The 23,484-nt window shown below is 61.9% G+C and carries 24 protein-coding genes; 17 read left to right on the forward strand and 7 right to left on the reverse strand.

Going from position 1 to position 23,484, the window contains the following annotated elements; translation table 11 throughout:
* Positions 1-117 precede the first annotated feature (117 nt).
* Complete coding sequence (locus PCLY_RS14235) at positions 118-636, forward strand: DUF6586 family protein (RefSeq protein ID WP_061240309.1); 519 nt, start codon at positions 118-120, stop codon at positions 634-636.
* 80 nt (positions 637-716) lie between these two features.
* On the forward strand, positions 717-956 hold the full coding sequence (locus PCLY_RS14240; protein WP_024307543.1) for a hypothetical protein: 240 nt from the start codon (positions 717-719) through the stop codon (positions 954-956).
* A gap of 60 nt (positions 957-1,016) precedes the next feature.
* On the opposite strand, the gene sulA is transcribed toward PCLY_RS14240, so the two are convergent.
* Positions 1,017-1,487: an SOS-induced cell division inhibitor SulA gene (sulA, locus tag PCLY_RS14245; protein ID WP_061240310.1), complete on the reverse strand. Its 471-nt coding sequence runs from the start codon at positions 1,485-1,487 to the stop codon at positions 1,017-1,019.
* Between the two features lie 9 nt (positions 1,488-1,496).
* Entirely contained in the window at positions 1,497-2,111 is a 615-nt protein-coding gene (gene lexA, locus PCLY_RS14250) for a transcriptional repressor LexA (protein WP_013714775.1), read from the reverse strand.
* Positions 2,112-2,339: 228 nt separating this feature from the next.
* Here lexA and PCLY_RS14255 point away from each other — a divergent pair, with 228 nt between their 5' ends.
* The 4 genes from PCLY_RS14255 to PCLY_RS14270 are packed head-to-tail and all read left to right on the forward strand — an operon-like array spanning position 2,340 to position 5,382.
* The gene (locus PCLY_RS14255; RefSeq protein WP_061240311.1) at positions 2,340-3,047 is read left to right on the forward strand and encodes a TetR/AcrR family transcriptional regulator; all 708 of its coding nucleotides are present in this window, start codon (positions 2,340-2,342) and stop codon (positions 3,045-3,047) included.
* A gap of 49 nt (positions 3,048-3,096) precedes the next feature.
* Positions 3,097-3,624: a L,D-transpeptidase gene (locus tag PCLY_RS14260; protein ID WP_061240312.1), complete on the forward strand. Its 528-nt coding sequence runs from the start codon at positions 3,097-3,099 to the stop codon at positions 3,622-3,624.
* 11 nt (positions 3,625-3,635) lie between these two features.
* Positions 3,636-4,634: a beta-N-acetylhexosaminidase gene (nagZ, locus tag PCLY_RS14265; protein WP_061240313.1), complete on the forward strand. Its 999-nt coding sequence runs from the start codon at positions 3,636-3,638 to the stop codon at positions 4,632-4,634.
* A 10-nt stretch (positions 4,635-4,644) separates the two neighbouring features.
* On the forward strand, positions 4,645-5,382 hold the full coding sequence (locus PCLY_RS14270; protein WP_061240314.1) for an S-methyl-5'-thioinosine phosphorylase: 738 nt from the start codon (positions 4,645-4,647) through the stop codon (positions 5,380-5,382).
* 52 nt (positions 5,383-5,434) lie between these two features.
* Here the strand turns inward: PCLY_RS14270 and PCLY_RS14275 are convergent, their stop codons facing one another.
* Both PCLY_RS14275 and mfd read right to left on the reverse strand, forming a co-directional pair.
* Entirely contained in the window at positions 5,435-5,956 is a 522-nt protein-coding gene (locus PCLY_RS14275; protein ID WP_061240315.1) for a CsiV family protein, read from the reverse strand.
* A gap of 11 nt (positions 5,957-5,967) precedes the next feature.
* Positions 5,968-9,420 (reverse strand): transcription-repair coupling factor, encoded by a 3,453-nt coding sequence (gene mfd, locus PCLY_RS14280; protein ID WP_061240316.1) that lies wholly within the window; start codon positions 9,418-9,420, stop codon positions 5,968-5,970.
* A 131-nt stretch (positions 9,421-9,551) separates the two neighbouring features.
* Here mfd and PCLY_RS14285 point away from each other — a divergent pair, with 131 nt between their 5' ends.
* From PCLY_RS14285 to sthA, 10 genes are all read left to right on the forward strand, one after another.
* Positions 9,552-11,018, forward strand: coding sequence for a glyceraldehyde-3-phosphate dehydrogenase (locus tag PCLY_RS14285; protein ID WP_061240317.1), 1,467 nt, complete (start codon positions 9,552-9,554; stop codon positions 11,016-11,018).
* 310 nt (positions 11,019-11,328) lie between these two features.
* The gene (locus PCLY_RS14290; RefSeq protein WP_061240318.1) at positions 11,329-12,666 is read left to right on the forward strand and encodes a Na(+)-translocating NADH-quinone reductase subunit A; all 1,338 of its coding nucleotides are present in this window, start codon (positions 11,329-11,331) and stop codon (positions 12,664-12,666) included.
* Between the two features lie 3 nt (positions 12,667-12,669).
* Complete coding sequence (locus PCLY_RS14295) at positions 12,670-13,881, forward strand: NADH:ubiquinone reductase (Na(+)-transporting) subunit B (RefSeq protein ID WP_061240319.1); 1,212 nt, start codon at positions 12,670-12,672, stop codon at positions 13,879-13,881.
* Positions 13,874-14,662: a Na(+)-translocating NADH-quinone reductase subunit C gene (locus PCLY_RS14300; RefSeq protein WP_061240320.1), complete on the forward strand. Its 789-nt coding sequence runs from the start codon at positions 13,874-13,876 to the stop codon at positions 14,660-14,662. The genes PCLY_RS14295 and PCLY_RS14300 overlap by 8 nt, the downstream gene beginning before the upstream one ends.
* Positions 14,659-15,333: an NADH:ubiquinone reductase (Na(+)-transporting) subunit D gene (locus PCLY_RS14305; protein WP_197432188.1), complete on the forward strand. Its 675-nt coding sequence runs from the start codon at positions 14,659-14,661 to the stop codon at positions 15,331-15,333. Before PCLY_RS14300 ends, PCLY_RS14305 begins: the two co-directional genes overlap by 4 nt.
* On the forward strand, positions 15,333-15,941 hold the full coding sequence (gene nqrE, locus PCLY_RS14310; protein WP_061240322.1) for an NADH:ubiquinone reductase (Na(+)-transporting) subunit E: 609 nt from the start codon (positions 15,333-15,335) through the stop codon (positions 15,939-15,941). The genes PCLY_RS14305 and nqrE overlap by 1 nt, the downstream gene beginning before the upstream one ends.
* Before the next feature lie 15 nt (positions 15,942-15,956).
* Positions 15,957-17,180, forward strand: coding sequence for an NADH:ubiquinone reductase (Na(+)-transporting) subunit F (gene nqrF, locus PCLY_RS14315; RefSeq protein WP_061240323.1), 1,224 nt, complete (start codon positions 15,957-15,959; stop codon positions 17,178-17,180).
* Positions 17,181-17,284: 104 nt separating this feature from the next.
* Positions 17,285-18,208 (forward strand): FAD:protein FMN transferase, encoded by a 924-nt coding sequence (locus tag PCLY_RS14320; protein ID WP_061240324.1) that lies wholly within the window; start codon positions 17,285-17,287, stop codon positions 18,206-18,208.
* Complete coding sequence (gene nqrM / locus PCLY_RS14325) at positions 18,205-18,435, forward strand: (Na+)-NQR maturation NqrM (protein WP_061240325.1); 231 nt, start codon at positions 18,205-18,207, stop codon at positions 18,433-18,435. Before PCLY_RS14320 ends, nqrM begins: the two co-directional genes overlap by 4 nt.
* 252 nt (positions 18,436-18,687) lie before the next feature.
* A complete protein-coding gene (gene sthA / locus PCLY_RS14330; protein WP_061240326.1) occupies positions 18,688-20,082 on the forward strand; it encodes a Si-specific NAD(P)(+) transhydrogenase in 1,395 nt (464 codons plus the stop codon).
* 399 nt (positions 20,083-20,481) lie between these two features.
* Here the strand turns inward: sthA and PCLY_RS14335 are convergent, their stop codons facing one another.
* The 3 genes from PCLY_RS14335 to PCLY_RS14345 are packed head-to-tail and all read right to left on the reverse strand — an operon-like array spanning position 20,482 to position 22,092.
* Positions 20,482-21,201 (reverse strand): glycerophosphodiester phosphodiesterase, encoded by a 720-nt coding sequence (locus PCLY_RS14335; protein ID WP_061240327.1) that lies wholly within the window; start codon positions 21,199-21,201, stop codon positions 20,482-20,484.
* Entirely contained in the window at positions 21,198-21,506 is a 309-nt protein-coding gene (locus tag PCLY_RS14340; protein WP_061240328.1) for a hypothetical protein, read from the reverse strand. The genes PCLY_RS14335 and PCLY_RS14340 overlap by 4 nt, the downstream gene beginning before the upstream one ends.
* Positions 21,507-21,525: 19 nt before the next feature.
* Positions 21,526-22,092 (reverse strand): PilZ domain-containing protein, encoded by a 567-nt coding sequence (locus PCLY_RS14345; RefSeq protein WP_061240329.1) that lies wholly within the window; start codon positions 22,090-22,092, stop codon positions 21,526-21,528.
* A gap of 141 nt (positions 22,093-22,233) precedes the next feature.
* On the opposite strand from PCLY_RS14345, the gene PCLY_RS14350 reads away from it, so the two are divergent.
* Complete coding sequence (locus tag PCLY_RS14350; RefSeq protein ID WP_061240330.1) at positions 22,234-23,481, forward strand: lipoprotein-releasing ABC transporter permease subunit; 1,248 nt, start codon at positions 22,234-22,236, stop codon at positions 23,479-23,481.
* Positions 23,482-23,484: the final 3 nt, after the last annotated feature.

A 23,484-nucleotide genomic window follows, 5' to 3' on the forward strand; every position in this document is an offset into this window, starting at 1 on the left:
CGATCAGCTGCGTGTCGCTCTGGCGTCGTAAGCGGCGCTCTGAATGCCTGGACGAGATGCGCGTCAGCTCCCGCTGGCGCGCGTATCATGGCTCGATCTGTAGTGGAGGGCGCCGCAATGGCCAAAGAAATCTATACCCGCACCAATCAGAAGATCTTCTTCGCCGGTATCGCTCTGGATAACTGGCGCAAGGCCGAGGCTTGCTCGGCGTTCAATGTGCAGGCGCTGGTACAGGCCGAGCGCGAGGCCGCGCTGTTTCACCTGTACGGTGGGCTTCTCGGCTTGTGCCATGAGATTGCCGGCTACTACCGCATGAGCGACGCCGCGCCCTCGCGTGTCGAGTCGTTCGTTCAGCAGGTCGTGCTCGATGGCGCGCCCAGTCCCGAGCTGGCTGAACTGGTCGAGTTGGCGCAGCAGCGTGAAACCTGGCTGGCTGAGCTGCTCGCTGCCTATGCCGCGTTGTTCCAGCCGCCGCGCGAGGCGCCCAAGGCCAAGGTCGATCCGTCCATGCCCCTGATCACGGCTGTCAGCGTCGGCGAGGAGCCTGTCGAGTTGAGCCTGGACGACGTGGATGCCTGGCGGCAGCAGCTCAAGGCTGTGGTGCTGCGCTTTCGTGAAGGCCTCAGCGAGTGCTGATTGCGCATATCTGGACAAGTGGACTGGGGATGATCCCGTTCGACTGTTACAATGTCATGTTTTCGCATCGAGACTGAACCATGCCCACATCCTTTCTGGAAATCGTCGAACTGCCCGATGGGCGTATTGCCCTGCGTCGTGCAGAGGATGAAGAGGCGTTGGTGACCTTGGATTTCTCCGCTGATGCCAAAGCCTTTCTGCAGGGGCAGCACATCGAAGTCGCCAAGGCCATGCTCAATGTTGGCGTGCAGATGGCCGGTCGAATGGCTGAGGGCGATTTCAGTAGCGAAGAAGAAGAAGGCCCGCGCGTCTTGCACTGAAGTGGTTACGGCTTAACGAAAACGGGGCTCCATTGGAGCCCCGTTTTCGTTTGCGGATCTTCAGCCCAGGCTGATATTCAGGCTTTGTGCGGCGCCGGCATGGGCGGCCTGGGCGAGACGCTGGCGCGTGCTGCGCTCAACCGGGTGTAGCCAGCTGATGACGGTGTGGCTGCGCCCCAGCTTGAGTGCTTCCTCGGCCAGTTCCAGCGCGCTTTGCCCTTGTCGCGGATGCAGCAGCAGGATGCGTTCACGGTTCAGCCCGGCATCGCGCAGCCAGCTTTGCGTGAGGCTGGCCGGAGGTGCCACCAGCGTCAGCCAGCGTGCATCCTGATTCTGGCTCAGTTCACGCAGGATCGGGGCCAGCAAGTGCAGGCAGTGGCCGGCCGCTCCACGCAGAGCCAGTTCGCTGAAAGCCTGATCATCCTCGTTGGTGGAGATGTCATCGGTAACCAGTGGGGCGCTTGGCGCTCCAGCAAGGAAGGCGTCGAAAAGGGCAAGTTGTGGGCGTTCGAACGATTGCTGCACGTACATGGTGTCTCCTCAGCGGCGGATTACACCGACGCTCAAACCTTCGATGACCAGATCCTGGTGTTCCAGGTCCACTTCGATCGGGGCGAACTCAGGGTTCTCGGCAATCAGCCAGACCTTGTTGCCTTCGCGCTTGAAACGTTTGACCGTCACTTCATCGTCGATGCGGGCAACGACGATCTGGCCGTTGCGGGCTTCGCGGGTGGTGTGCACGGCGAGCAGATCGCCGTCGAAGATGCCGATGTCTTTCATGCTCATGCCGCGCACGCGCAGCAGGTAGTCGGCTTTGGGCTGAAAGAACGCCGGGTTGATCTGGCAGGATTCCTCGACGTGTTGCTGGGCGAGGATCGGTGCACCAGCGGCTACGCGGCCGATGACCGGGAGGCCTTCATCCTCGTTTGCGGCGCCTGCCTCGAAGCCCGGAATGCGGATGCCGCGCGAGGCGCCCGGGGTCATCTCGATGGCGCCCTTGCGGGCGAGGGCCTTGAGGTGTTCTTCTGCCGCATTGGGTGATTTGAAACCCAGCTCCTGAGCGATTTCCGCGCGGGTAGGGGGGTAGCCGTTGTCTTCCAGGCAGCGTTTGATGAAGGCGAGAATCTCGGCTTGGCGTGGCGTCAGTTTCAGCATGGCTGGGCTCTGTCTTTTTATACAGTGACTGGGATTATATACAGTAAGTCGGGCTTGGCAACGGTCTATTTGCAGGCGCCGGTCTTTCCGCTTGTTACCCGTGTTGGCTAATCTGCGTCTCTGCTTGTTGTAAGCTGTGACCGGCCGGCCAAAAGACGGCTCATGCGGCTTGACAATGCAGTGGGCTGAAACGTATGTTTCAAACAAGTGTTTGTCAGGTGATAACTCATGGCTCAGTCGGAAACCGTTGAACGCATTCTCGATGCTGCGGAACAGCTGTTCGCGGAAAAAGGCTTCGCCGAGACATCACTGCGTCTGATCACCAGCAAGGCCGGCGTCAATCTGGCCGCGGTCAACTATCACTTCGGTTCGAAGAAGGCGCTGATTCAGGCGGTCTTCTCGCGTTTTCTCGGGCCATTTTGCGCCAGCCTGGAAAAAGAACTCGATCGTCGTCAGGCCAAATCCGAAACCCAGGTTTCCCTGGAAGAGTTGCTTGAACTTCTGGTCGAGCAGGCGCTGGCCGTGAAGCCGCGCAGCGGTAACGACCTGTCGATCTTCATGCGTCTGCTCGGTTTGGCTTTCAGTCAGAGCCAGGGCCACCTGCGCAAATACCTGGAAGAGGTCTACGGCAAGGTCTTTCGTCGCTACATGCTGTTGGTGCATGACGCCGCGCCGCGCATTCCTCCGCTTGAGCTGTTCTGGCGCGTGCACTTCATGCTCGGCGCCGCGGCGTTCAGCATGTCCGGTATCAAGGCGCTGCGAGCGATGGCCGAGACCGATTTCGGCGTCAATACCTCGATCGAGCAGGTGATGCGCATGATGGTGCCATTCCTCGCCGCCGGCATGCGTTCTGAGAGCGGGGTCAACGATCCGGCGCTGGCCGGTGCGCAACTCAAGCCGCGGACCAAGACGCCAAGCGCTGCCCCCAAGGCATGACCCGGCAGTAGGTGGGCTTGGCTTCGCCCTTCGGCTAAGCTAGCGGCCCATGTCCGATCTCGATTTATTGCATATCTCCATTGCCGATCAGGCGCTGTACGGCTTCAGCGCCGGGCGACTGGTGTTGCGTTTGTCCGTATCCACCGCGCGCAATGGAGTGGGCGAGCGCAATGGCTCGGGCTGCACGCCGCGGGGGCTGCACCAGGTGCGCGCGAAGATCGGCGCCGGTTTGCCGCTGGCGGCCGTGTTGCGCGGGCGGCGCTGGACCGGTGAAGTATGGTCGTCGCAGCTTCACCAGCAGTTTCCTGGCCGCGACTGGATTCTTACTCGCATTCTCTGGTTGAGCGGTCTCGAACCAGGGCGCAATCGCCTGGGCGAGGTCGACACCTTCCGTCGCTACATCTATTTGCACGGCACCCCGGATACGGAACCCATGGGCGAGCCGTTGTCCCATGGCTGCATCCGTTTGCGCAACGCCGACATGCTGGCGCTCTTCGAGCGCGTGCCCTCATATTGCAGGGTGCGTATCGACGAGGCGTCTTGCCCGCAGTGGGCTGCCAACCTGGCTTTCAAATAAGGAATATGTTCATGCAAGGCTCTTTGATGATGGACGTCGCCGGCACCTGGCTGACCGCCGAGGATCGCCAGATGCTGCGCCAGCCCGAGGTGGGCGGCCTGATCATTTTTGCCCGCAACATCGAATCGCCGCGTCAGGTGCGCGAGCTGTGTCAGAGCATTCGCGCCGTGCGCCCGGACCTGCTGTTGGCGGTGGACCAGGAAGGTGGTCGGGTGCAGCGTCTGCGCCAGGGCTTTCTGCGGCTGCCGGCGATGCGCGCGATTGCCGACAACCGCAACGCCGACGAACTGGCTGAGCACTGTGGCTGGCTGATGGCGACCGAGGTGCTGGCGGTCGGGCTGGATCTGAGCTTCGCACCGGTGCTGGATCTTGATCACCAGCGCAGTGCGGTGGTCGGTAGTCGGGCGTTCGAAGGCGATCCGCTGCGCGCCACCACACTGGCAGCTGCCTTCATCCGTGGCATGCATCAGGCCGGCATGGCCGCCACTGGCAAGCACTTCCCAGGGCACGGTTGGGCGGAAGCGGATTCCCACGTGGCCATCCCGGTCGACGAGCGCAGCCTCGATGACATCCGTGCCTGTGACATGCAGCCGTTCAAGCGGCTGGCTGGTGAACTCGATGCCGTGATGCCGGCACATGTCATCTATCCGCAGGTCGATGAGCAGCCGGCGGGTTTTTCGCGCCGCTGGTTGCAGGACATCCTGCGTGGTGAGCTGGGCTTCGACGGCGTGATCTTCAGCGACGACCTGTCCATGGCCGGTGCGCACGTGGTCGGCGATGCCGGCAAGCGTATCGAAGCTGCACTTGCCGCAGGCTGTGACATGGGCTTGGTATGCAATGACCGCGGCTCGGCTGAACTGGCCCTCAGCGCACTGCAGCGCTTGCAGGTCATGCCGGCCCCGCGCCTGCAGCGCATGCGCGGGCGTGGCCATGCCTGTACCGATTATCGCCAGGCGCCGCGCTGGTCGACGGCAGTGGCTGCGCTGAGGACGGCGCAGTTGCTCGACTGAGGTTCGACTTATGACCGTTCACGCGCTCATCGGAGGTACGGGGCTGGCCAATCTGGAAGGCCTCGCGATTCGTCAGAGGCTGACGCTGGATACGCCTTATGGTGCGCCGTCGGCCGATATCCTGCGTGGCGAGTATGCCGGGCGCGAGGTGCTGTTTCTCGCCCGTCATGGTCAGCCGCATCGCATTGCGCCGCATCAGGTCAACTACCGCGCCAACCTGTGGGCGCTGAAGCATGCCGGGGCTCGCGCGATCGTCGCGGTCAATGCCGTGGGCGGCATTCATGCGGCGATGGGCGCGGGCCACTTCTGCGTGCCGCATCAACTGATCGATTACACCGCCGGGCGGGCGCACACCTTCTTCGAGGGCGAACTGGATCAGGTGACGCACGTCGATTTCAGTCACCCCTACGATGCGGCATTGCGCGAGCGCCTGATCGCGGCGTTGCGTGCTGAAGGGGCTGCCTTCAGCAGTCATGGCGTGTACGGCTGTACGCAGGGGCCACGCCTTGAGACGGCGGCGGAAATCGTGCGGATGGAGCGCGACGGCTGCGACCTGGTCGGCATGACCGCCATGCCCGAGGCGGCGCTGGCGCGCGAGCTGGCGTTGCCCTATGCCTGTCTGGCGCTGGTGGTCAATCCAGCTGCGGGCAAGGCGCCGGGACTGATCACCATGGCGGAGATCGAGCGCGTACTGGAGCAGGGGATGGGGACGGTCAAGGCCGTGTTGGCGCGTGTGTTGAGTGACTAGCTTCTCTGCGCCAATGAAAAGGGCCGCTTAGCGGCCCTTTTGCGTCCTGTCCTCAAAGCGGGCTGATGCGCACCAGTGCACCGAGGCTGCCGTGATCGAGATAGGTCAGGCTGTTGTCCTTCAGGCGCTGGGCGACTTTCATGTGTTCGCTGCTTTGCAGCAGACCGTCGGCGCTGAAGCTGTTGATCCACAGTTCCAGGTCCAGATCGGCGAAGCGATCCTGGGTGAAGGTGAGGGTGCCCTCTACCGGGTAGTGGCCGAGGTGGTCATCGCCGCTGGTGACGGCCACGCGACTGGCTGAGGAGCCCAGTGTCTGGCTCCAGGCCTTGTGCAGCAGAAGCTGGTAGCCGTTGCTGGGATTGAGCTTGGCGGCCTCGCTATCGAGGCTGGTGGCGCGCTCGCTGCCGGCGATCGGCAGTGCGGTGCCGGCCCAGTCATCGGGGGCGATCTTCGGTGCGACCACCGGCTCACCGGCCTGGCGGAATACCAGCAGTTCCACCTGATACAGGCGTTCGGCGAAGGCGTTCGGTGCGAGCAGGCAGAGCAGCAGGGCGATCAGGTGCAATGGGCGCATTTGAGAATCCTTCAGGTGGTGGGCGCAAGGCGCTCGAGCAGGGCTTCCAGGGTGTTGAAGCGCTCTTCCGCGCGCTCCATGGGCACCTGGATCTTGAAGACGGTGGCGCCTTCGAACTTGTAGCGTTTGGGCTGGGCCTGGATCAGCTTGATCAGCGTCAGCGGGTCGACGCAGGTGTCGCTGGCGAACTCGATGCGACCGCCCTGTGGCCCGGCGTCGACCTTGGTGATGCCCAGCTTCTCCGCCTGCAGTTTGAGCAGGGTCAGGCGCATCAGATGCTTGCTCGGCTCCGGCAGCAGGCCAAAGCGGTCGATCATCTCCACCTGCAGTTCCTTCAGGCCGTCTTCGTCGGTGGCCGAGGCGATGCGTTTGTAGAGAATCAGTCGCGCATGCACGTCGGGCAGGTAGGCTTCGGGAATCAGTGCCGGCACGCGCAGGTTGATTTCCGGGCCGCCACCCAGCGGTTGATCGAGATTGGGTTGCTCGCCTTTCTGGATGGCCTTGACCGCGCGCTCGAGCATTTCCATGTACAGGGTGAAGCCGACGGCCTGGATCTGCCCGCTCTGGCCATCGCCGAGCAGTTCGCCGGCGCCGCGAATTTCCAGGTCATGGGTGGCCAGGACGAAGCCGGCGCCCAGGTCCTGGGCATTGGCGATGGCCTCCAGGCGCTTCTCGGCGTCCGGCGTCATCTGCTTGCGTGGTGGGGTGAGCAGATAGGCGTAGGCCTGGTGGTGGCTACGACCGACACGACCGCGCAGCTGGTGCAGTTGCGCCAGGCCGAACTTGTCGGCGCGATCGATGATGATGGTATTGGCGCTGGGTACGTCGATACCGGTCTCGATGATGGTCGAGGCCACCAGGACGTTGAAGCGCTTGTGGTAGAAGTCGCTCATCACCTGCTCGAGATCGCGCTCGCGCATCTGCCCGTGGCCGATACCGATGCGTGCCTCGGGCACCAGCTCGGCCAGGTCAGCGGCGCACTTCTCGATGGTCTTCACGTCATTGTGCAGGTAGTACACCTGGCCGCCGCGCAGCAGCTCGCGCAGCAGTGCTTCCTTGATGGTCGGCTTGTTGGCCTCCATGACGAAGGTGCGCACCGACAGGCGTCGCGCCGGTGGTGTGGCGATGATCGACAGGTCGCGCATGCCGGCCACGGCCATGTTCAGGGTGCGCGGGATCGGCGTGGCGGTCAGGGTGAGGATGTCCACCTCGCTGCGCAGCGCCTTGAGCTGCTCCTTCTGGCGCACGCCGAAGCGGTGTTCCTCGTCGATGATGACCAGGCCCAGATTCTGAAACTTGACGTCGTCCTGCAGCAGCTTGTGGGTGCCGATGACGATATCCACCTTGCCTTCGGCCAATTGCTGCACGGCCTCGTCGACTTCCTTGGCGCTCTTGAAGCGGCTCATCACCTCGACCTTCACCGGCCAGTCGGCGAAGCGGTCGCGGAAGCTGTTGTAGTGCTGCTGGGCGAGCAGGGTGGTGGGTACCAGCACTGCCACCTGCTTGCCGCTGTGCACAGCGATGAAGGCGGCGCGCATGGCCACTTCGGTCTTGCCGAAGCCGACGTCGCCACAGACCAGGCGATCCATTGGCCTGCCGGCCAGCATGTCGGCACGCACGGCGTCGATGGCGGTCTGCTGGTCCGGCGTTTCCTCGAAGGGGAAGCCGGCGCTGAAGGTGGCGTAATCCAGGGCTGGGTCCTGGAAGGCGAAGCCTTCGCGGGCGGCGCGGCGGGCGTAGATATCGAGCAACTCGGCGGCGACGTCGCGTACCTGTTCGGCGGCTTTGCGCTTGGCTTTCTGCCAGACTTCCGAGCCCAGGCGGTGCAAGGGCGCGAGCGCATCGTCACTGCCGGTGTAGCGGGCGATCAGATGCAGGCTGGCCACCGGCACGTAGAGCTTGGCTTCGTCGGCGTACTGCAGGGCGAGGAACTCGGCGGCCTGGCCGTCGAACTCCATTGTCACCAGGCCCAGGTAGCGGCCCACGCCATGATCGATGTGCACCACTGGTGCGCCTTCGCGCAGCTCGGTGAGGTTCTTGATCACGTTGTCGCCAGCGTCGCGACCTTTCTCGCGACGACGGCGCTGCATCACCCGTTGGCCAAACAGCGGGCTTTCGGCAATCAGCGCCAGGTCGTCGAGCAGCAGCCCTTCGTCCAGTGGCGCGATGCAGATGTTCAGGCGTTCGCCGCTGGCGACGAAGGCCGGCCAGCCGTCGACTTCCTTGGGCTTGAGCTTGAGGCGGGCGAGTAGTTCCAGCAGCACCTCGCGGCGACCGGCCGACTCGGCGCAGAACAGCACGCGGCCCTGATACTCCTCGATGAAACGGCGCAGGGCAGCCAGCGGCTCGCCGGCCTTGGCCTGGATTGCCAGGTCGGGCAGGGCGCGCGCGTCGAAGCGGGTCTGGCCGACGCCGGGCTCGATGTCGTCCTGATTGACCACCACGCGTGGCCAGTTCTTCAGGCGCGCGAAGCAGTCTTCGACCGGCAGGAAGATGTCGGCTGGCGGCAGCAGCGGGCGTTCGGGGTCGACGCGGCGGTCTTCGTAGCGGTTGCGCGCATCCTGCCAGAACTGCTCGGCGGCCTTCTCGATACCCGGCAGGGAGAACACCTGGGTATCGCTCGGCAGGTAGTCGAACAGGGTGCCGGTTTCTTCGAAGAACAGTGGCAGGTAGTACTCGATACCGGCCGGGGTGATGCCGCTGGACAGATCCTGATAGATCGGGCAACGGCGAAAATCCACGTCGAAGCGCTCGCGGAAACGGCCGCGGAAATCGGTGACGGCTTTCTTTTCCAGCGGAAACTCACGCGCCGGCAGCAGGCGGATCGACTCGACCTTGTCCACCGAGCGCTGGGTTTCCGGGTCGAAGGTGCGCAGGGTCTCGATTTCGTCGTCGAACAGGTCGATGCGATAGGGCGTCTCGCTGCCCATGGGGAATAGGTCGATCAGCGCGCCACGTACGGCGAACTCACCGTGCTCGTACACGGTATCGACGCAGCGGTAGCCGGCAGCTTCAAGGCGTGTGCGCATCTGATCCACGTCCAGCTTCTGGCCGACATCCAGCACCAGGCTGCTGCCGAGCAGAAAGCTTTTCGGTGCCAGGCGGTGTAGGGCGGTGGCGATCGGCACTACCAGAATGCCGCGGCTCAGTTGCGGCAGTCGATAAAGGGCGGCGATACGCTGGGAGATGATGTCCTGGTGCGGCGAAAAAACGTCGTAGGGCAGGGTTTCCCAGTCGGGGAAATGCAGTACGGGCAGATCCGGGGCGAAGAAAGTCAGTTCTTCCTGCAGGCGCTCGGCGTTCTGGCTGCCCTCGGTCAGCACCAGGGTGAAGCGTCCGGCATTGCTGGCCGCTTCTGCTATCGCCAGGGACAGGGCGGCGCCGGGCAGATTGCCCCACTGCTGTTTGCCAGCGCTGGACGGCAGGGAAGGGAGTCTGAGTACGGACGCGGTCTTTGCGGACACAGGCGGCTCACGATCATGACGAAAGGCCCGGAATTGTAGCGGGGCTTGGTGGTCAATGTCAGTCGCGACAGGCGCGCATTGCTCATGCAGGCGCGCACCGTCATAATGTAGCCCCTTTTTTCAGCCCCTACATGTGGAAGGTATTGCCCGTGACTCAGAAGCCCGACCAGTGTCTCGGTGAATGGATCGATCGTGAAGCCCTTGCGGAAGCAATGATTCCGCTGATTGGTCAGCTCTACCGCAACAACAATGTGGTGACCTCGATCTATGGCCGTGGCCTGATCAACCGTTCTGTCATCGACATCCTCAAGGCTCACCGTTTTGCCCGTCACCGTCTGGCCGACGAGGCGGAACTGTCGGTGCACGACACCTTCCCCATGCTCAAGGCCATGAGCGAGCTCAAACTGGGCGCCGCTTCCGTGGACCTGGGCAAGCTGGTTGCCAAGTTCAAGGCCGAAGGCGCTGGCCGCAGCGTCGAGCAGTTCGTCAAGGACGAGCTGGACGATGTGGTCGGCAAGCAGAACGGTTCCGGCCGTGAAGGCACTGATGTGGTTCTGTACGGTTTCGGCCGCATCGGCCGCCTGCTGGCGCGCATCCTGATCGAGAAGACTGGCGGTGGTGATGGTCTGCGTCTGCGCGCCATCGTCGTGCGCAAGGGTGCCAGCAACGACCTGGTCAAGCGTGCCAGCCTGCTGCGTCGTGACTCGGTACACGGCAAGTTCAACGGCACCATCACCATCGATGAAGAGAACAACACCCTGACGGCCAACGGCAACCTGATCCAGGTGATCTACGCCAAGGACCCGAAGGAAGTCGACTACACCCAGTACGGCATCAAGAACGCGCTGCTGGTGGACAACACCGGCGTGTGGCGTGATGCCGAGGGCCTGGGTCAGCACCTGACCTGCCCGGGTGTCGATCGTGTAGTGCTCACCGCTCCCGGCAAGGGCGCTCTGAAGAACATCGTGCACGGCATCAACCACGGCGAAATCAGCGCCGAGGACAAGATCATCTCCGCTGCTTCCTGCACCACCAACGCCATCGTGCCGGTGCTCAAGGCGGTCAATGATCAGTACGGCATCGTCAACGGTCACGTCGAGACCGTGCACTCCTACACCAACGACCAGAACCTGATCGACAACTTCCACAAAGGCAGTCGTCGCGGCCGTAGCGCTGCGTTGAACATGGTCATCACCGAAACTGGCGCTGCTACCGCTGCCGCCAAGGCGCTGCCGGTGCTCAAGGGCAAACTGACCGGTAATGCCATTCGCGTGCCGACGCCGAACGTGTCCATGGCCATTCTCAATCTGAATCTGGAGAAGGCCACTACCCGCGAAGAAATCAACGAGTACCTGCGCCAGATGGCCATGCACTCGGATCTGCAGAAGCAGATCGACTTCGTTAGCTCGCAGGAAGTGGTTTCCACCGACTTCGTCGGTTCGCGCCACGCCGGCGTGGTGGATGCCGAAGCGACCATCGCCAACGATAACCGCGTCGTGCTGTATGTCTGGTACGACAACGAGTTCGGTTACAGCTGCCAGGTGGTGCGCGTGATGGAAGACATGGCCGGGGTCAACCCGCCAGCATTCCCGCGTTAAGCATCAGGGTTGCAAGAAAAACGGGAGCTTCGGCTCCCGTTTTTTGTGCCTGGAAAGCGGCTCGCTGAAGTTAGCTCAGGTTGATATGGGTCAGCATCGACTTTGTTGCTGGCTGTTACCGAAAAGCCAAAAAAAGCAAGTGCTTGGGTGGTCAGTGACAGGGGGGGTCTTTATAATTAAGCGGATTTTTTACCCAGGTTTGGCGCCTTCCTCCACGCCCATGTCGTATCGGCGTGGTCGGGTCTATTAGACTTTTGGTAGCGCCGCCTGTCCTATAAGAAGCTTTCTAAATCAGTGGTTAGGCAAACCTATGATCAAACTAAAGCATGGGCTTGATTTGCCCATAACGGGTGCGCCGACACAGCGTATCGAGGCCGCCAGGCCCGTACGTAGTGTTGCCGTCATCGGCTTCGACTATCACGGGATGAAGCCGACGATGGAAGTGCAGGTCGGTGATCGGGTCAAGCTCGGTCAATTGCTGTTTACCGACAAGAAAACACCCGGCGTGCGCTACACCGCCCCCGCTGCAGGCGTGATCAGCGCCATTCACCGTGGCGAGAAGCGTGTCCTGCAGTCCGTGGTCATCGACATCGATGGCGACGAGCAGGAAACCTTCGCCCAGTACGCTGCCGATCAGCTCGAAGCACTGAGTGACGAGCAGGTTCGCGAGAACCTGCAGCAGTCCGGTCTGTGGACCGCTCTGCGCACCCGTCCGTTCAGCAAGGTGCCGGCGCTCGATGCCGTACCCAGTTCGATCTTCGTCACTGCCGTCGATACGCACCCTCTTGCTGCGGATCCTGCGGTGATCATCGGCGAATACGCCGCTGATTTCGAGAATGGCCTGAAGGTTCTCGGCAACCTGGCCAAGGTCTTCCTGTGCAAGGCCGAAGGCGCCAATCTGCCTGGCGAGAAGCTGGCCAAGGTGCAGAGCGAAGCCTTCGCCGGTCCGCACCCGGCCGGTCTGCCGGGTACTCACATTCACTTCCTCGACCCGGTTAGCATCGGCAAGAGCGTATGGCAGATCGGTTATCAGGACGTGATCGCCGTAGGCAAGCTGTTCACCACCGGTCAGCTGTTCGTCGAGCGCGTGGTGGCACTGGCTGGCCCGGTTGCCGAGCAACCGCGTCTGCTGCGTACCCGTCTGGGTGCCAGCCTGGAGGAACTCACCGCCGGTGAGCTCAAACCCGGCTTCAATCGCGTGATCTCCGGTTCGGTATTCGGCGGTCGCACCGCTCAGGGCGCATTCGCCTTCCTCGGCCGCTACCACAATCAGGTGTCCTGCCTGGGCGAAGGTAACGACCGCGAGATGATGCATTACCTGCGCGCAGGCGTTAACAAGCACTCGGTACTGAACATCTTCGTATCCAAGTTGGCCGGCGCCAAGCTGTTCAACTTCACCACCACCACCAACGGCAGCCCGCGCGCCATGGTGCCGGTGGGTAACTACGAAGCTGTGATGCCGCTGGACATCCTGCCGACGCAACTGCTGCGCTACCTGATCGTCGGCGACACCGAGATGGCCCAGAAACTGGGTTGCCTGGAACTCGATGAGGAAGATCTGGCGCTGTGCACCTATGTCTGTGCCGGCAAGTATGAATATGGCCCGATCCTGCGGGACAACCTCACCCGCATCGAGAAGGAGGGTTAATCCGTGGGCATTCGTGCATTCCTCGACAAGATCGAGCACAACTTCGAAAAGGGCGGCAAGTACGAGAAGTGGTACGCGCTCTACGAAGCCATCGATACCTTCTTCTATCGTCCTGGCAGCGTGACCAAAACCACCGCTCACGTGCGTGATGGCATCGACCTCAAGCGCATGATGATCACCGTGTGGCTGTGTACCTTCCCGGCGATGTTCTTCGGTATGTGGAACACCGGCTACCAGGCCAACCTGATCTTCGCCCAGAGCCCCGAGCTGCTGGCGAGCCAGGAAGGCTGGCGCTTCGCTCTGATCGGCTCGCTGGCCGGTTTCGATCCGAACAGCCTGTGGGACAACTTCATTCAGGGTGCGGCTTACTTCCTGCCCGTCTACGCGGTGACCTTCATCGTTGGCGGTTTCTGGGAAGTGCTGTTCGCCTCGATCCGCCGTCACGAAGTCAACGAAGGCTTCTTCGTTACCTCCGTGCTGTTCGCCCTGATCCTGCCGCCAAGCATTCCGCTGTGGCAGGTCGCTCTGGGCATCAGCTTCGGCGTGGTGATCGGCAAGGAGGTGTTCGGTGGTACCGGCAAGAACTTCCTCAACCCGGCGCTGACTGGTCGTGCCTTCCTGTTCTTCGCTTATCCGGCGCAGATGTCCGGTGATGCGGTGTGGACGGCGGTCGACGGTTTCGCTGGCGCCACCTCGCTGAGCCTGGCGGCCAGTGGCGGCATCGAGAACGTGATCAACAACGGCATCACCTGGATGGACGCTTTCGTCGGCACCATTCACGGCTCGATGGGCGAAACCAGCACCCTGGCCATCGCCATCGGCGGTCTGGTTCTGTTGCTGACCCGTATTGCTTCCTGGCGCATCGTCGTCGGCGTGATGCTGGGCATGATCGGCCTGAGCCTGCTGCTCAATCTGATCGGCTCCACCACCAATCCGATGTTCGCCATGCCCTGGTACTGGCACTTGGTAGTTGGCGGCTTCGCTTTCGGCATGTTCTTCATGGCCACCGACCCAGTGTCGGCCTCCATGACCAACACCGGCAAATGGATCTTCGGCGCTCTAATCGGCGTGATGGTCGTGCTGATCCGTGTGGTCAACCCGGCCTTCCCCGAGGGCATGATGCTGGCGATCCTGTTCGCCAACCTGTTTGCACCGCTGATCGACCACTTCGTCGTTCAGGCCAATATCAAGCGGAGGCTGGCACGTAATGTCTAGTCAAAAAGAATCCACCGTCCGCACGCTGACGGTGGCGGTGCTGGTGTGTCTGGTGTGCTCGGTGTTCGTCGCCGGCGCAGCCATCGCACTGAAGCCGACTCAGGTTGAAAACCGCCTGCTGGACAAGCAGCGCAGCATCCTGGCGATCGCAGGTCTGGCCCAGCCGGGCATGTCCTCGGCCCAGGTCAAGCAGGTGTTCGACGGTACCATCACCGCCAAGCTGGTGGACCTGGAAACCGGCAAGTTCTCCGACGCCTTCGACCCGATCACCTTCGACCCGCTCAAGGCGGCCAAGGATCCCAAGCTGTCCACCGCATTGAGCAGCAGCGAGGACATCGCCGGGATCAAGCGCCAGGAGCGTTACACCACCGTTTACATGGTGGAGAAGGACGGTCAGCTGCAAACCCTGATCCTGCCAGTGCGTGGTTACGGCCTGTGGTCGACCCTGCACGGCTTCATCGCAGTCAAGGGCGACCTCAACACCGTGGTCGGTATGGGCTTCTACCAGCACGGCGAAACGCCGGGCCTGGGTGGTGAAGTCGACAACCCGAAATGGAAAGGTCAGTGGCCGGGCAAGACCCTGTTCGACGAGAACGGCAAGCTCGCCGTGCAAGTCGTCAAGGGTGGTGTCGATCCGCAGAGCCCGCAAGCGACCCATCAGGTCGATGCGCTCGCCGGTGCCACGCTCACCAGCAATGGGGTGGATCATCTGCTGAAGTTCTGGCTCGGCCAGAACGGCTTCGGTCCGTTTATCGCTAACCTGCGCGCAGGGGAGGCATGATCATGTCGCAGCCGACTATTAAAGAAGTCCTGCTTAATCCGATCTTCAACAACAACCCGATTGGCCTGCAGATCCTCGGGATCTGCTCGGCCCTGGCGGTGACCTCGAACCTGCAGACTGCCTTGGTGATGTCCGCCGCGCTGACGCTGGTGACCGGTTTCTCCAACCTGTTCATCTCCATGATCCGCAGCCAGATTCCAGGCTCGATCCGCATGATCGTGCAGATGGTGATCATCGCCTCGTTGGTGATCGTGGTCGATCAGGTGCTCAAGGCCTACGCCTTCAGTCTGTCCAAGCAGCTATCGGTGTTCGTCGGCCTGATCATCACCAACTGCATCGTGATGGGGCGTGCCGAGGCGTTCGCCATGCAGAACCCGCCGGTGCTGTCGTTCTTCGACGGTATTGGTAACGGTCTGGGCTACAGCGCCATGCTGATCGCCCTGGGCGTGATCCGCGAACTGTTCGGTGCCGGCAAGCTGATGGGCTACGAGGTCTTCTCCGTGGTCAACGACGGTGGCTGGTACCAGCCCAACGGCATGCTGCTGCTGCCGCCTTCGGCGTTCTTCCTGATCGGCCTGTTCATCTGGGCCATCCGTAGCTGGAAGAGGGACCAGGTCGAGGCCAATGCCTACAAGATGGCGCCTCAGGTATCCAGCAAGGAGGCCTATTAATGGAACATTACATCAGCCTGTTCGTCCGTGCGGTGTTCGTCGAGAACATGGCGCTGGCGTTCTTCCTCGGCATGTGTACCTTCATCGCCATCTCCAAGAAGGTGGAAACCGCCATCGGCCTGGGTATCGCCGTGGTCGTGGTACTGGGTATCACCATGCCGGTGAACAACCTGATCTACGCCAACATCCTCAAGGATGGTGCCCTGGCCTGGGCCGGCATGCCTGAGGTGGACCTGTCCTTCCTCGGCCTGCTGACCTTCATCGGCGTGATCGCGGCAATCGTGCAGATCCTGGAAATGACCCTGGATAAGTACGTGCCCTCGCTGTACAACGCCCTCGGTGTGTTCCTGCCGCTGATCACCGTGAACTGCGCCATCATGGGTGGCTCGCTGTTCATGGTCGAGCGTGACTACAACCTGGCCGAAAGCACCGTCTACGGTGTCGGTGCGGGTGTGTCCTGGGCGCTGGCCATCGCCGCGCTGGCCGGTATCCGCGAGAAGCTCAAGTACAGCGATGTACCGGCTGGTCTGCAGGGTCTGGGCATCACCTTCATCACCATCGGTCTGATGTCGTTGGGCTTCATGTCCTTCTCCGGCGTGCAGCTGTAAGGAAAGGATGAACAGATGAATTACGAAATTTTCCTCGCCATCGGCATGTTCACCGCCATCGTGCTCGCGCTGGTGCTGATCATCCTCGCCGCGCGCGCCAAGCTGGTTTCCAGCGGTGACGTGAGCATCGAGATCAACGGCGAAAAAACCATCGTGGTACCGGCTGGCGGGAAGCTGCTGCAGACCCTGGCCGACAACAACATCTTCCTGTCTTCCGCCTGCGGCGGCGGCGGCACCTGCGCGCAGTGCAAGTGCGTCGTCGAGGCTGGCGGCGGCGAGATGCTGTCGACCGAAGAGTCGCACTTCACCAAGCGCGAAGCCCGCGAGGGCTGGCGCCTGTCCTGCCAGACTCCGGTCAAGCAGGACATGAAGATCGAAGTCCCGGAAGAGGTCTTCGGCGTCAAGAAGTGGGAATGCACCGTCGAGTCCAACCCCAACGTCGCTACCTTCATCAAGGAGCTGACGCTGAAGCTGCCGGAGGGCGAGAACGTCGACTTCCGCGCCGGTGGTTACGTGCAGCTCGAGTGCCCGCCGCACACCGTCAACTACAAGGACTTCGATATCCAGGAGGAGTATCGCGGCGACTGGGACAAGTTCAACCAGTGGAAGTACGTATCCAAGGTCGAGGAGACCGTGATCCGTGCCTATTCCATGGCCAACTACCCGGAAGAGCGCGGTCTGGTGAAGTTCAACATCCGTATCGCCTCGCCGCCCCCCGGCAAGGACGATCTGCCGCCGGGCAAGATGTCTTCCTACGTGTTCAGCCTCAAGCCGGGCGACAAGATCACCGTGTACGGACCCTTCGGTGAGTTCTTCGCCAAGGACACCGATGCCGAGATGGTCTTCATCGGCGGTGGTGCCGGCATGGCGCCGATGCGCTCGCACATCTTCGACCAGCTCAAGCGCCTGAAGTCCACGCGCAAGATCAGCTTCTGGTACGGCGCGCGTTCCATGCGCGAGTCGTTCTACAACGAAGAGTACGATCAGCTGGCCGCAGAGAACCCGAACTTCCAGTGGCATTTGGCGCTGTCCGATCCGCAGCCCGAAGACAACTGGACCGGCCTCAAGGGCTTCATCCACAACGTGCTGTACGAGAACTACCTGAAGGACCACCCGGCTCCGGAAGATTGCGAGTTCTACATGTGCGGCCCGCCCATGATGAACGCCGCCGTGATCAAGATGCTGACCGACCTGGGTGTCGAGCCGGAGAACATCCTCCTCGACGACTTCGGCGGCTAAGCATGAGGTCTGCGGTACTCCAGCCCGTTATCGCTGTCGCCCTGGCGGCAGCCCTAACGGGCTGCTTGCATTCTGAACGGATCGAAGAGTTCGGTGGCCCGACCATGGGCAGCACCTATTCGATCAAATACGTCCGCAGTGAAGGTGTCGCGCCGCAAGCCGAACTCAAGGCCGCGACCGAGGCGATCCTCGCCGAGATCGATCTGCAGATGTCCACCTATCGCGATGATTCGCTGATCGAGCAGTTCAACCAGGCTCCCGCCGGTACCTGCCAGTCGATGCCCAAGGGCGTGCTGGATCTGGTACGCGCCGGCAATCGTCTGCACCAGGAGAGCCAGGGCTACTTCGACCTGACGCTGGAGCCGTTGCTCGACCTCTGGGGCTTCGGGCCCAAAGGGCAGGGCGAAGCGGTGCCGGATGCCGAGCGTCTGGCGCAAGTGCGTCAGCGGGTCGGTCAGCAGCACCTGAAGATCGAAGGCGAGCAACTGTGCAAGGATGTCGACGTGGAAGTCGACTTCAACAGCATCGCTGCCGGTTATGCCGTCGACCGGATCGTCGCACGCCTGGGCGAACTGGGCGTCACCAGCTACCTGATCGAAGCCACCGGCGAGCTCAAGGCCGCAGGCTTCAAGCCCGATGGCAGCCATTGGCGCATTGGTCTCGAAGCGCCGCGCGATGATCAGCGTGTCGCTCAGCGCATTCTGCAACTCGATGGTTACGGTATTTCCACCTCGGGTGACTATCGCAACTACTTCGAAGAGAACGGCCAGCGCTACTCGCACACGCTCGATCCGTTGACTGGCAAACCGGTCAATCACAAGCTGGCAGCTGTCACGGTGGCAGATCCATCGACCTTGCGCGCCGATGGCTTGTCTACCCTATTGATGGTACTTGGACCGGATGCCGGCATGGCGTTCGCCGAGCGCAACGGTATCGCGGCGTTTTTCGTGACGCGTGAGGGCAAGGGCTTCGTCACACACGGCACGACCGCATTCGAGCAGCTATTCGCTGCAGGAGATGAGCAATGACTTTTCTGGTTGTATTTCTGGCTATGATTCTGGTCGTCGGCATGATGGCCGTCGGCGTGATCATGGGGCGTAAGCCCATCGCGGGTTCCTGCGGTGGTATCGCCAATCTGGGTATCGAGAAGGAATGCTCGATCTGCGGCGGTAGTCGTGAAAAGTGCGAAGAGGTCAATCGCGACACCAGCGAATCGCCAAACACCGATCTGGCTTACGACGCGAGCAAACGCTGAACCAGGCGGTACGGCAGGTTGTTGGAATACCCGGCGGGTATCCACTGCAATGCCGATGGCGCGGCGCCTGGCTCGGACTCGTGCATGAGCCTGTTTCTGCTGCAGCAATGGCAACGCACGACTGCATGGATGCAGGGGCAAAGCCGAGATAGTTTTTCAACAGCCTGATAGATTGATAGCCGACGCCGTTATCCGGCGTCGGCCCTGCCGAGGGTGCGCCACAAGCGCTCCGGCCTGATCCGAGGAGTAAACATGGCGGTCTACAACTATGACGTAGTGGTGCTGGGCTCGGGCCCGGCAGGCGAGGGCGCGGCGATGAACGCGGCCAAGGCCGGGCGCAAGGTGGCTGTCGTCGACAACCGCCCACTGGTCGGCGGTAACTGCACTCACCTGGGGACCATTCCCTCCAAGGCACTGCGTCATTCGGTGCGGCAGATCATGCAGTTCAACACCAACCCGATGTTCCGCCAGATTGGCGAGCCGCGCTGGTTCTCCTTCCCAGACGTGCTGAAGAGCGCCGAGAAGGTCATCGCCAAGCAGGTCACGTCGCGCACCGGTTATTACGCGCGTAACCGCATCGACACCTATTTCGGTAGCGCGAGCTTCTCCGACGAGCACACCGTCGAGGTGGTCTGCATCAACGGCGCTGTCGAGAAGCTGGTGGCCAAGGACGTGGTGATCGCCACGGGTTCGCGGCCCTATCGCCCGGCCGATGTCGATTTCCGCCACCCGCGTATCTACGACAGCGACACCATTCTCAGCCTCGGCCACACCCCGCGCCGCCTGATCATCTACGGAGCCGGAGTCATCGGCTGTGAGTACGCGTCGATCTTCAGTGGTCTGGGCGTGCTGGTGGACCTGATCGACAATCGCGATCAGTTGCTCAGCTTCCTCGACTCGGAAATTTCCGATGCGCTCTCCTACCACCTGCGCAACAACAACGTGCTAATTCGTCACAACGAAGAGTACGAGCGCATCGAGGGGCTGGAGAACGGCGTGATCCTGCACCTGAAATCGGGCAAGAAGATCAAGGCCGACGCCTTGCTGTGGTGCAACGGGCGTACCGGTAACACCGACCAGCTGGGGCTGGAGAACATCGGCATCAAGGTCAACAGCCGTGGCCAGATTCAGGTCGACGAGCGCTATCGCACCGAAGCCAGCAACATCTACGCGGCTGGTGATGTGATCGGTTGGCCGAGCCTGGCCAGTGCCGCATCCGACCAGGGCCGTTCCGCCGCTGGCAGCATCGTCGATAACGGTAGCTGGCGTTTTGTCGATGATGTCCCGACCGGCATCTACACCATTCCGGAGATCAGCTCGATCGGCAAGAACGAGCGTGAGCTGACTCAGGCCAAGGTGCCTTACGAAGTGGGCAAGGCCTTCTTCAAGGGGATGGCCCGCGCGCAGATCTCGGTAGAGCCGGTGGGCATGCTGAAGATCCTGTTCCACCGTGAAACCCTGGAAGTACTGGGTGTGCACTGCTTCGGTTACCAGGCTTCGGAGATCGTCCACATCGGTCAGGCGATCATGAACCAGAAGGGCGAAGCCAATACCATCAAGTACTTCATCAACACCACGTTCAACTACCCGACCATGGCCGAGGCCTATCGGGTGGCGGCGTTCGATGGTCTCAACCGGCTTTTTTGAGCGGCTCCGGCCGGCGGCCTGAGCCGGTCGGAGAGGCAGGCTGGGAGCAGGCTTGCGAATGGCGCTGGCCGAATCGGGAAAGCTTCTAGCGTCTCAGGCGGCAGCAAACGACAAAACCGGCCATTGGCCGGTTTTTGTTTTTGGGGTCGCATGGCGCGCTCCCGCGCCCAGCAGGGTTCGCCGCGCGCACGGCTGGATGTGAACCGGGGTTTAGTGTGTACGCATCGTATTCGAGTGTTCGCGGCTAAAGCCCCTCCCACAAGCAGACCGTTGCTTAGCGAGCTGTGACCTGGAGCGCAGCCGGGCTAACAGGTTTGCGGCGTAGGAGCGAATTCATTCGCGATGCTTGTGCGCTCCGTGTTGACCCGGATCGCGGCTGAAGCCGCTCCTACGGAAGGCTCAGCCGCGCAGCGTCTTCACTGCCACGCCGGGAAAATCGGTGATGATGCTGTCGACACTGAAGTCGGCCAGGCGCCGCATCAGCGCCGGTTCGTTCACCGTCCATACCGAGACATGCAGGCCTTGCTTCTGTGCCTTGAGCAGGCGCTCAGGAGTGCACAGCGTCCAGTTCAGCGCCAGCAGGTGGCAGCCGTAATGCGCTGCAACCTTCAGTGGGTCGAGCCAGGCGTACTCGGCGACCAGCCCTACCTGCAGCTGTGGGGTCAGTTCGCGTGCCGCCTTGAGCACCTCGCGTGAGCTTGAGGTGATGGTGATGCGCTCCTGCAGGCCATGATGCGCTGCCAGTTCGGCAATGGCCAGTACGGTGCGCGCTGCACGAATCTTCGAAGCGCTTTTCACCTCCAGCTGCCAATGCTCGAAATTGCATTGTTCGAACAGCTCTGCCAGGCGCGGAATAGGGCAGGGGCGCACCCAACCCGGACCACCCTTGCGCGCGTCGTATTGGCTCAGGTCGGCAGCGTCGTGCTCGACCACCTTGCCGCGCAGGCCTGTGGTGCGCTTGAGGGTCGGATCATGGATCACCATCAGTTCACCATCGCGTGACAGGTGCAGGTCCAGCTCGCAACGATTGACGCCATGCTCCAGGCAGCGCTGAAAGCTGGCGAGGGTGTTTTCCGGGGCTTCGCCCTTGGCGCCGCGGTGGCCGTAGATGAGAGTCACTGTTGCTCCTTGACGGTGTCGAGGTGGTGCGGCCGATGATGGCGCACGCTGTTGATCACGTGATCGTATTCGAAATAGACGCTGAACTCACGGTAGTCCCAACGGGTGATGGGCGGTTGGCCGATAGGTTTGTGTTCTTCGTCAGCCAGGCCGAAGCGCTCCAGCACCGAGCGCTTCGATTGGCCGAGCTGTGGCAGGTTGCGGCTATCGATCTCGGCACCCTGGTCGCCCAGGGGGATGGTCAGGGTGTCGGCGAACAGGGGCGGGGTGACGAGCAGGGTGAGCAGCAGAGCGAAACGATGCATGGCGGTTCCTTGGCGGCGTTCATTCGCGGGCCTGGCGACGTTCCAGAGCCTGTTTCTGCAGGATATGCCGGGCCAGCAATTGGCGCTGTGCGTCGGTCAACGCTTCGAACTCGGTACCAATTTCATACTGGCCATCTTTGCGTGGGCTGCAGTGCACGACTTGCGCACGTAGCAGAAGCCCCAGGGCTTGTGGCATCAGCACCATCTTGATTGCCAGGTGACTGCCCGGTTCCACGGCCTGGCTGTGGTTGAAACTGATGCCGCCTTCGGACATTGACACCTGACGCGGCGCGCCGATGTCACGCAGCAGGCTTTGCGCCACGGCCTGGCCGAGCAGGTCGATGCGCTTGTTGATCACCTTCAGGTAGTTGGCCAGGGTGCGATCACGCTCGCTGATGTGGCGCAGCAGGTGTTGCGACTCGAAGTCCATCAGATGCAGGTCGCTGAGCAGGTTGAACAGCGGTGAAGCATCGTGAAGCTCTTCGCTGGAGTGGGCCGCAGCACCGGATAACAGGCTGAATTCCAGTGCTATCGTATCCTCGATACGATAGTATTCCCGGCGATCATCTACATCGTTTGTCGACATGGCGAACCCATGGCAGCGGTGGTGGTCAGAGAACTCGTTGACGATCCGGCACGTAGCGGGCTCGAACTTGTTCTGAGTGTAAGGCCGCCAGCCAGGGCCTGCCACAAGGACGTTCCTTTTTCCCCCTGACTCTTCCCCGACATGTTCAGACCACTGTTCGTATTCATCGGTACGCGCTACACGCGGGCCAAGCGCCGCAACCATTTCGTTTCCTTCATTTCCCTGACGTCCATGCTCGGCCTCACCCTGGGGGTGATGGTGATGATCCTGGTGCTGTCGGTCATGAACGGTTTCGACCATGAGATGCGCACCCGCGTACTGGGCATGATTCCGCATGCCACGGTCGAGTCGCCCACGCCGGTCAGCGACTGGCAGGCCCTTGCTCGCCAGGTCAAGCGTCATCCGCGCGTCGAGGCACTGGCGCCCTTCACCCAGATGCAGGGCTTGCTGACGCACGATGGCAAGGTACAGAAAGTGCTGATCAATGCCATCGACCCCGAGCAGGAGCGCAAGGTGTCGATCATCGATGGCTTCTTCCAGCAGGGCAGCCTCGACAGCCTGCAGCCAGGGGATTTCGCCATGGTCATCGGCGACAAGGCGGCAGCCAAGCTGGGCCTCAAGCTCGGTGACAAGGTCACCTTCGTCGCGCCCGAGGTCACCGTGACCCCGGCCGGCATGTTCCCGCGCCTGAAGCGTTTCACCGTTACCGGCATCTTCCACGTTGGCGCCGGCGAGATCGACGGCGCACTGGCGCTGGCCAATATCAGCGACCTGGCGCGCCTGCAGCGCTGGAAACCGGATCAGGTGCAGGGCCTGCGCCTGAAATTCGATGACTTGTTCCAGGCGCCGCGTAGCGCCTGGGAAATCGCCCAGAGCCTCGGTGGTGATTTCTACGCCCGCGACTGGACCCGTACCCACGGCAATCTGTATCAGGCCATTCGCATGGAGAAGACCATGATCGGCCTGCTGCTGCTGCTGATCGTCGCGGTGGCCGCATTCAACATCATCTCGACGCTGGTGATGGTGGTCACCGACAAGAAGGGCGACATCGCCATCTTGCGCACCCTCGGCGCCACGCCGCGGCAGATCATGGCCATCTTCATGGTGCAGGGCACCGTGATTGGCGTGGTCGGCACCTTCATCGGCGCGCTGCTGGGCATTGTTGCTGCACTGAACATCAGCAGCCTGATCGCCGGTATCGAGCACCTGCTGGGCATCAAGTTTCTCAACGCCGATGTCTATTTCATCGATTACCTGCCTTCGCAACTGCAGAGCGCCGACGTGGTGATGGTCTGCACCGCGGCGTTGCTGCTGAGCTTCTTCGCTACCCTGTATCCGGCCTGGCGTGCCGCGCGTACCCAGCCTGCCGAGGCCCTGCGCTATGAGTGAGTC

Origin of the sequence: Ectopseudomonas composti (assembly GCF_001567565.1) — a bacterium.
GTDB lineage: Bacteria > Pseudomonadota > Gammaproteobacteria > Pseudomonadales > Pseudomonadaceae > Aquipseudomonas > Aquipseudomonas composti_A.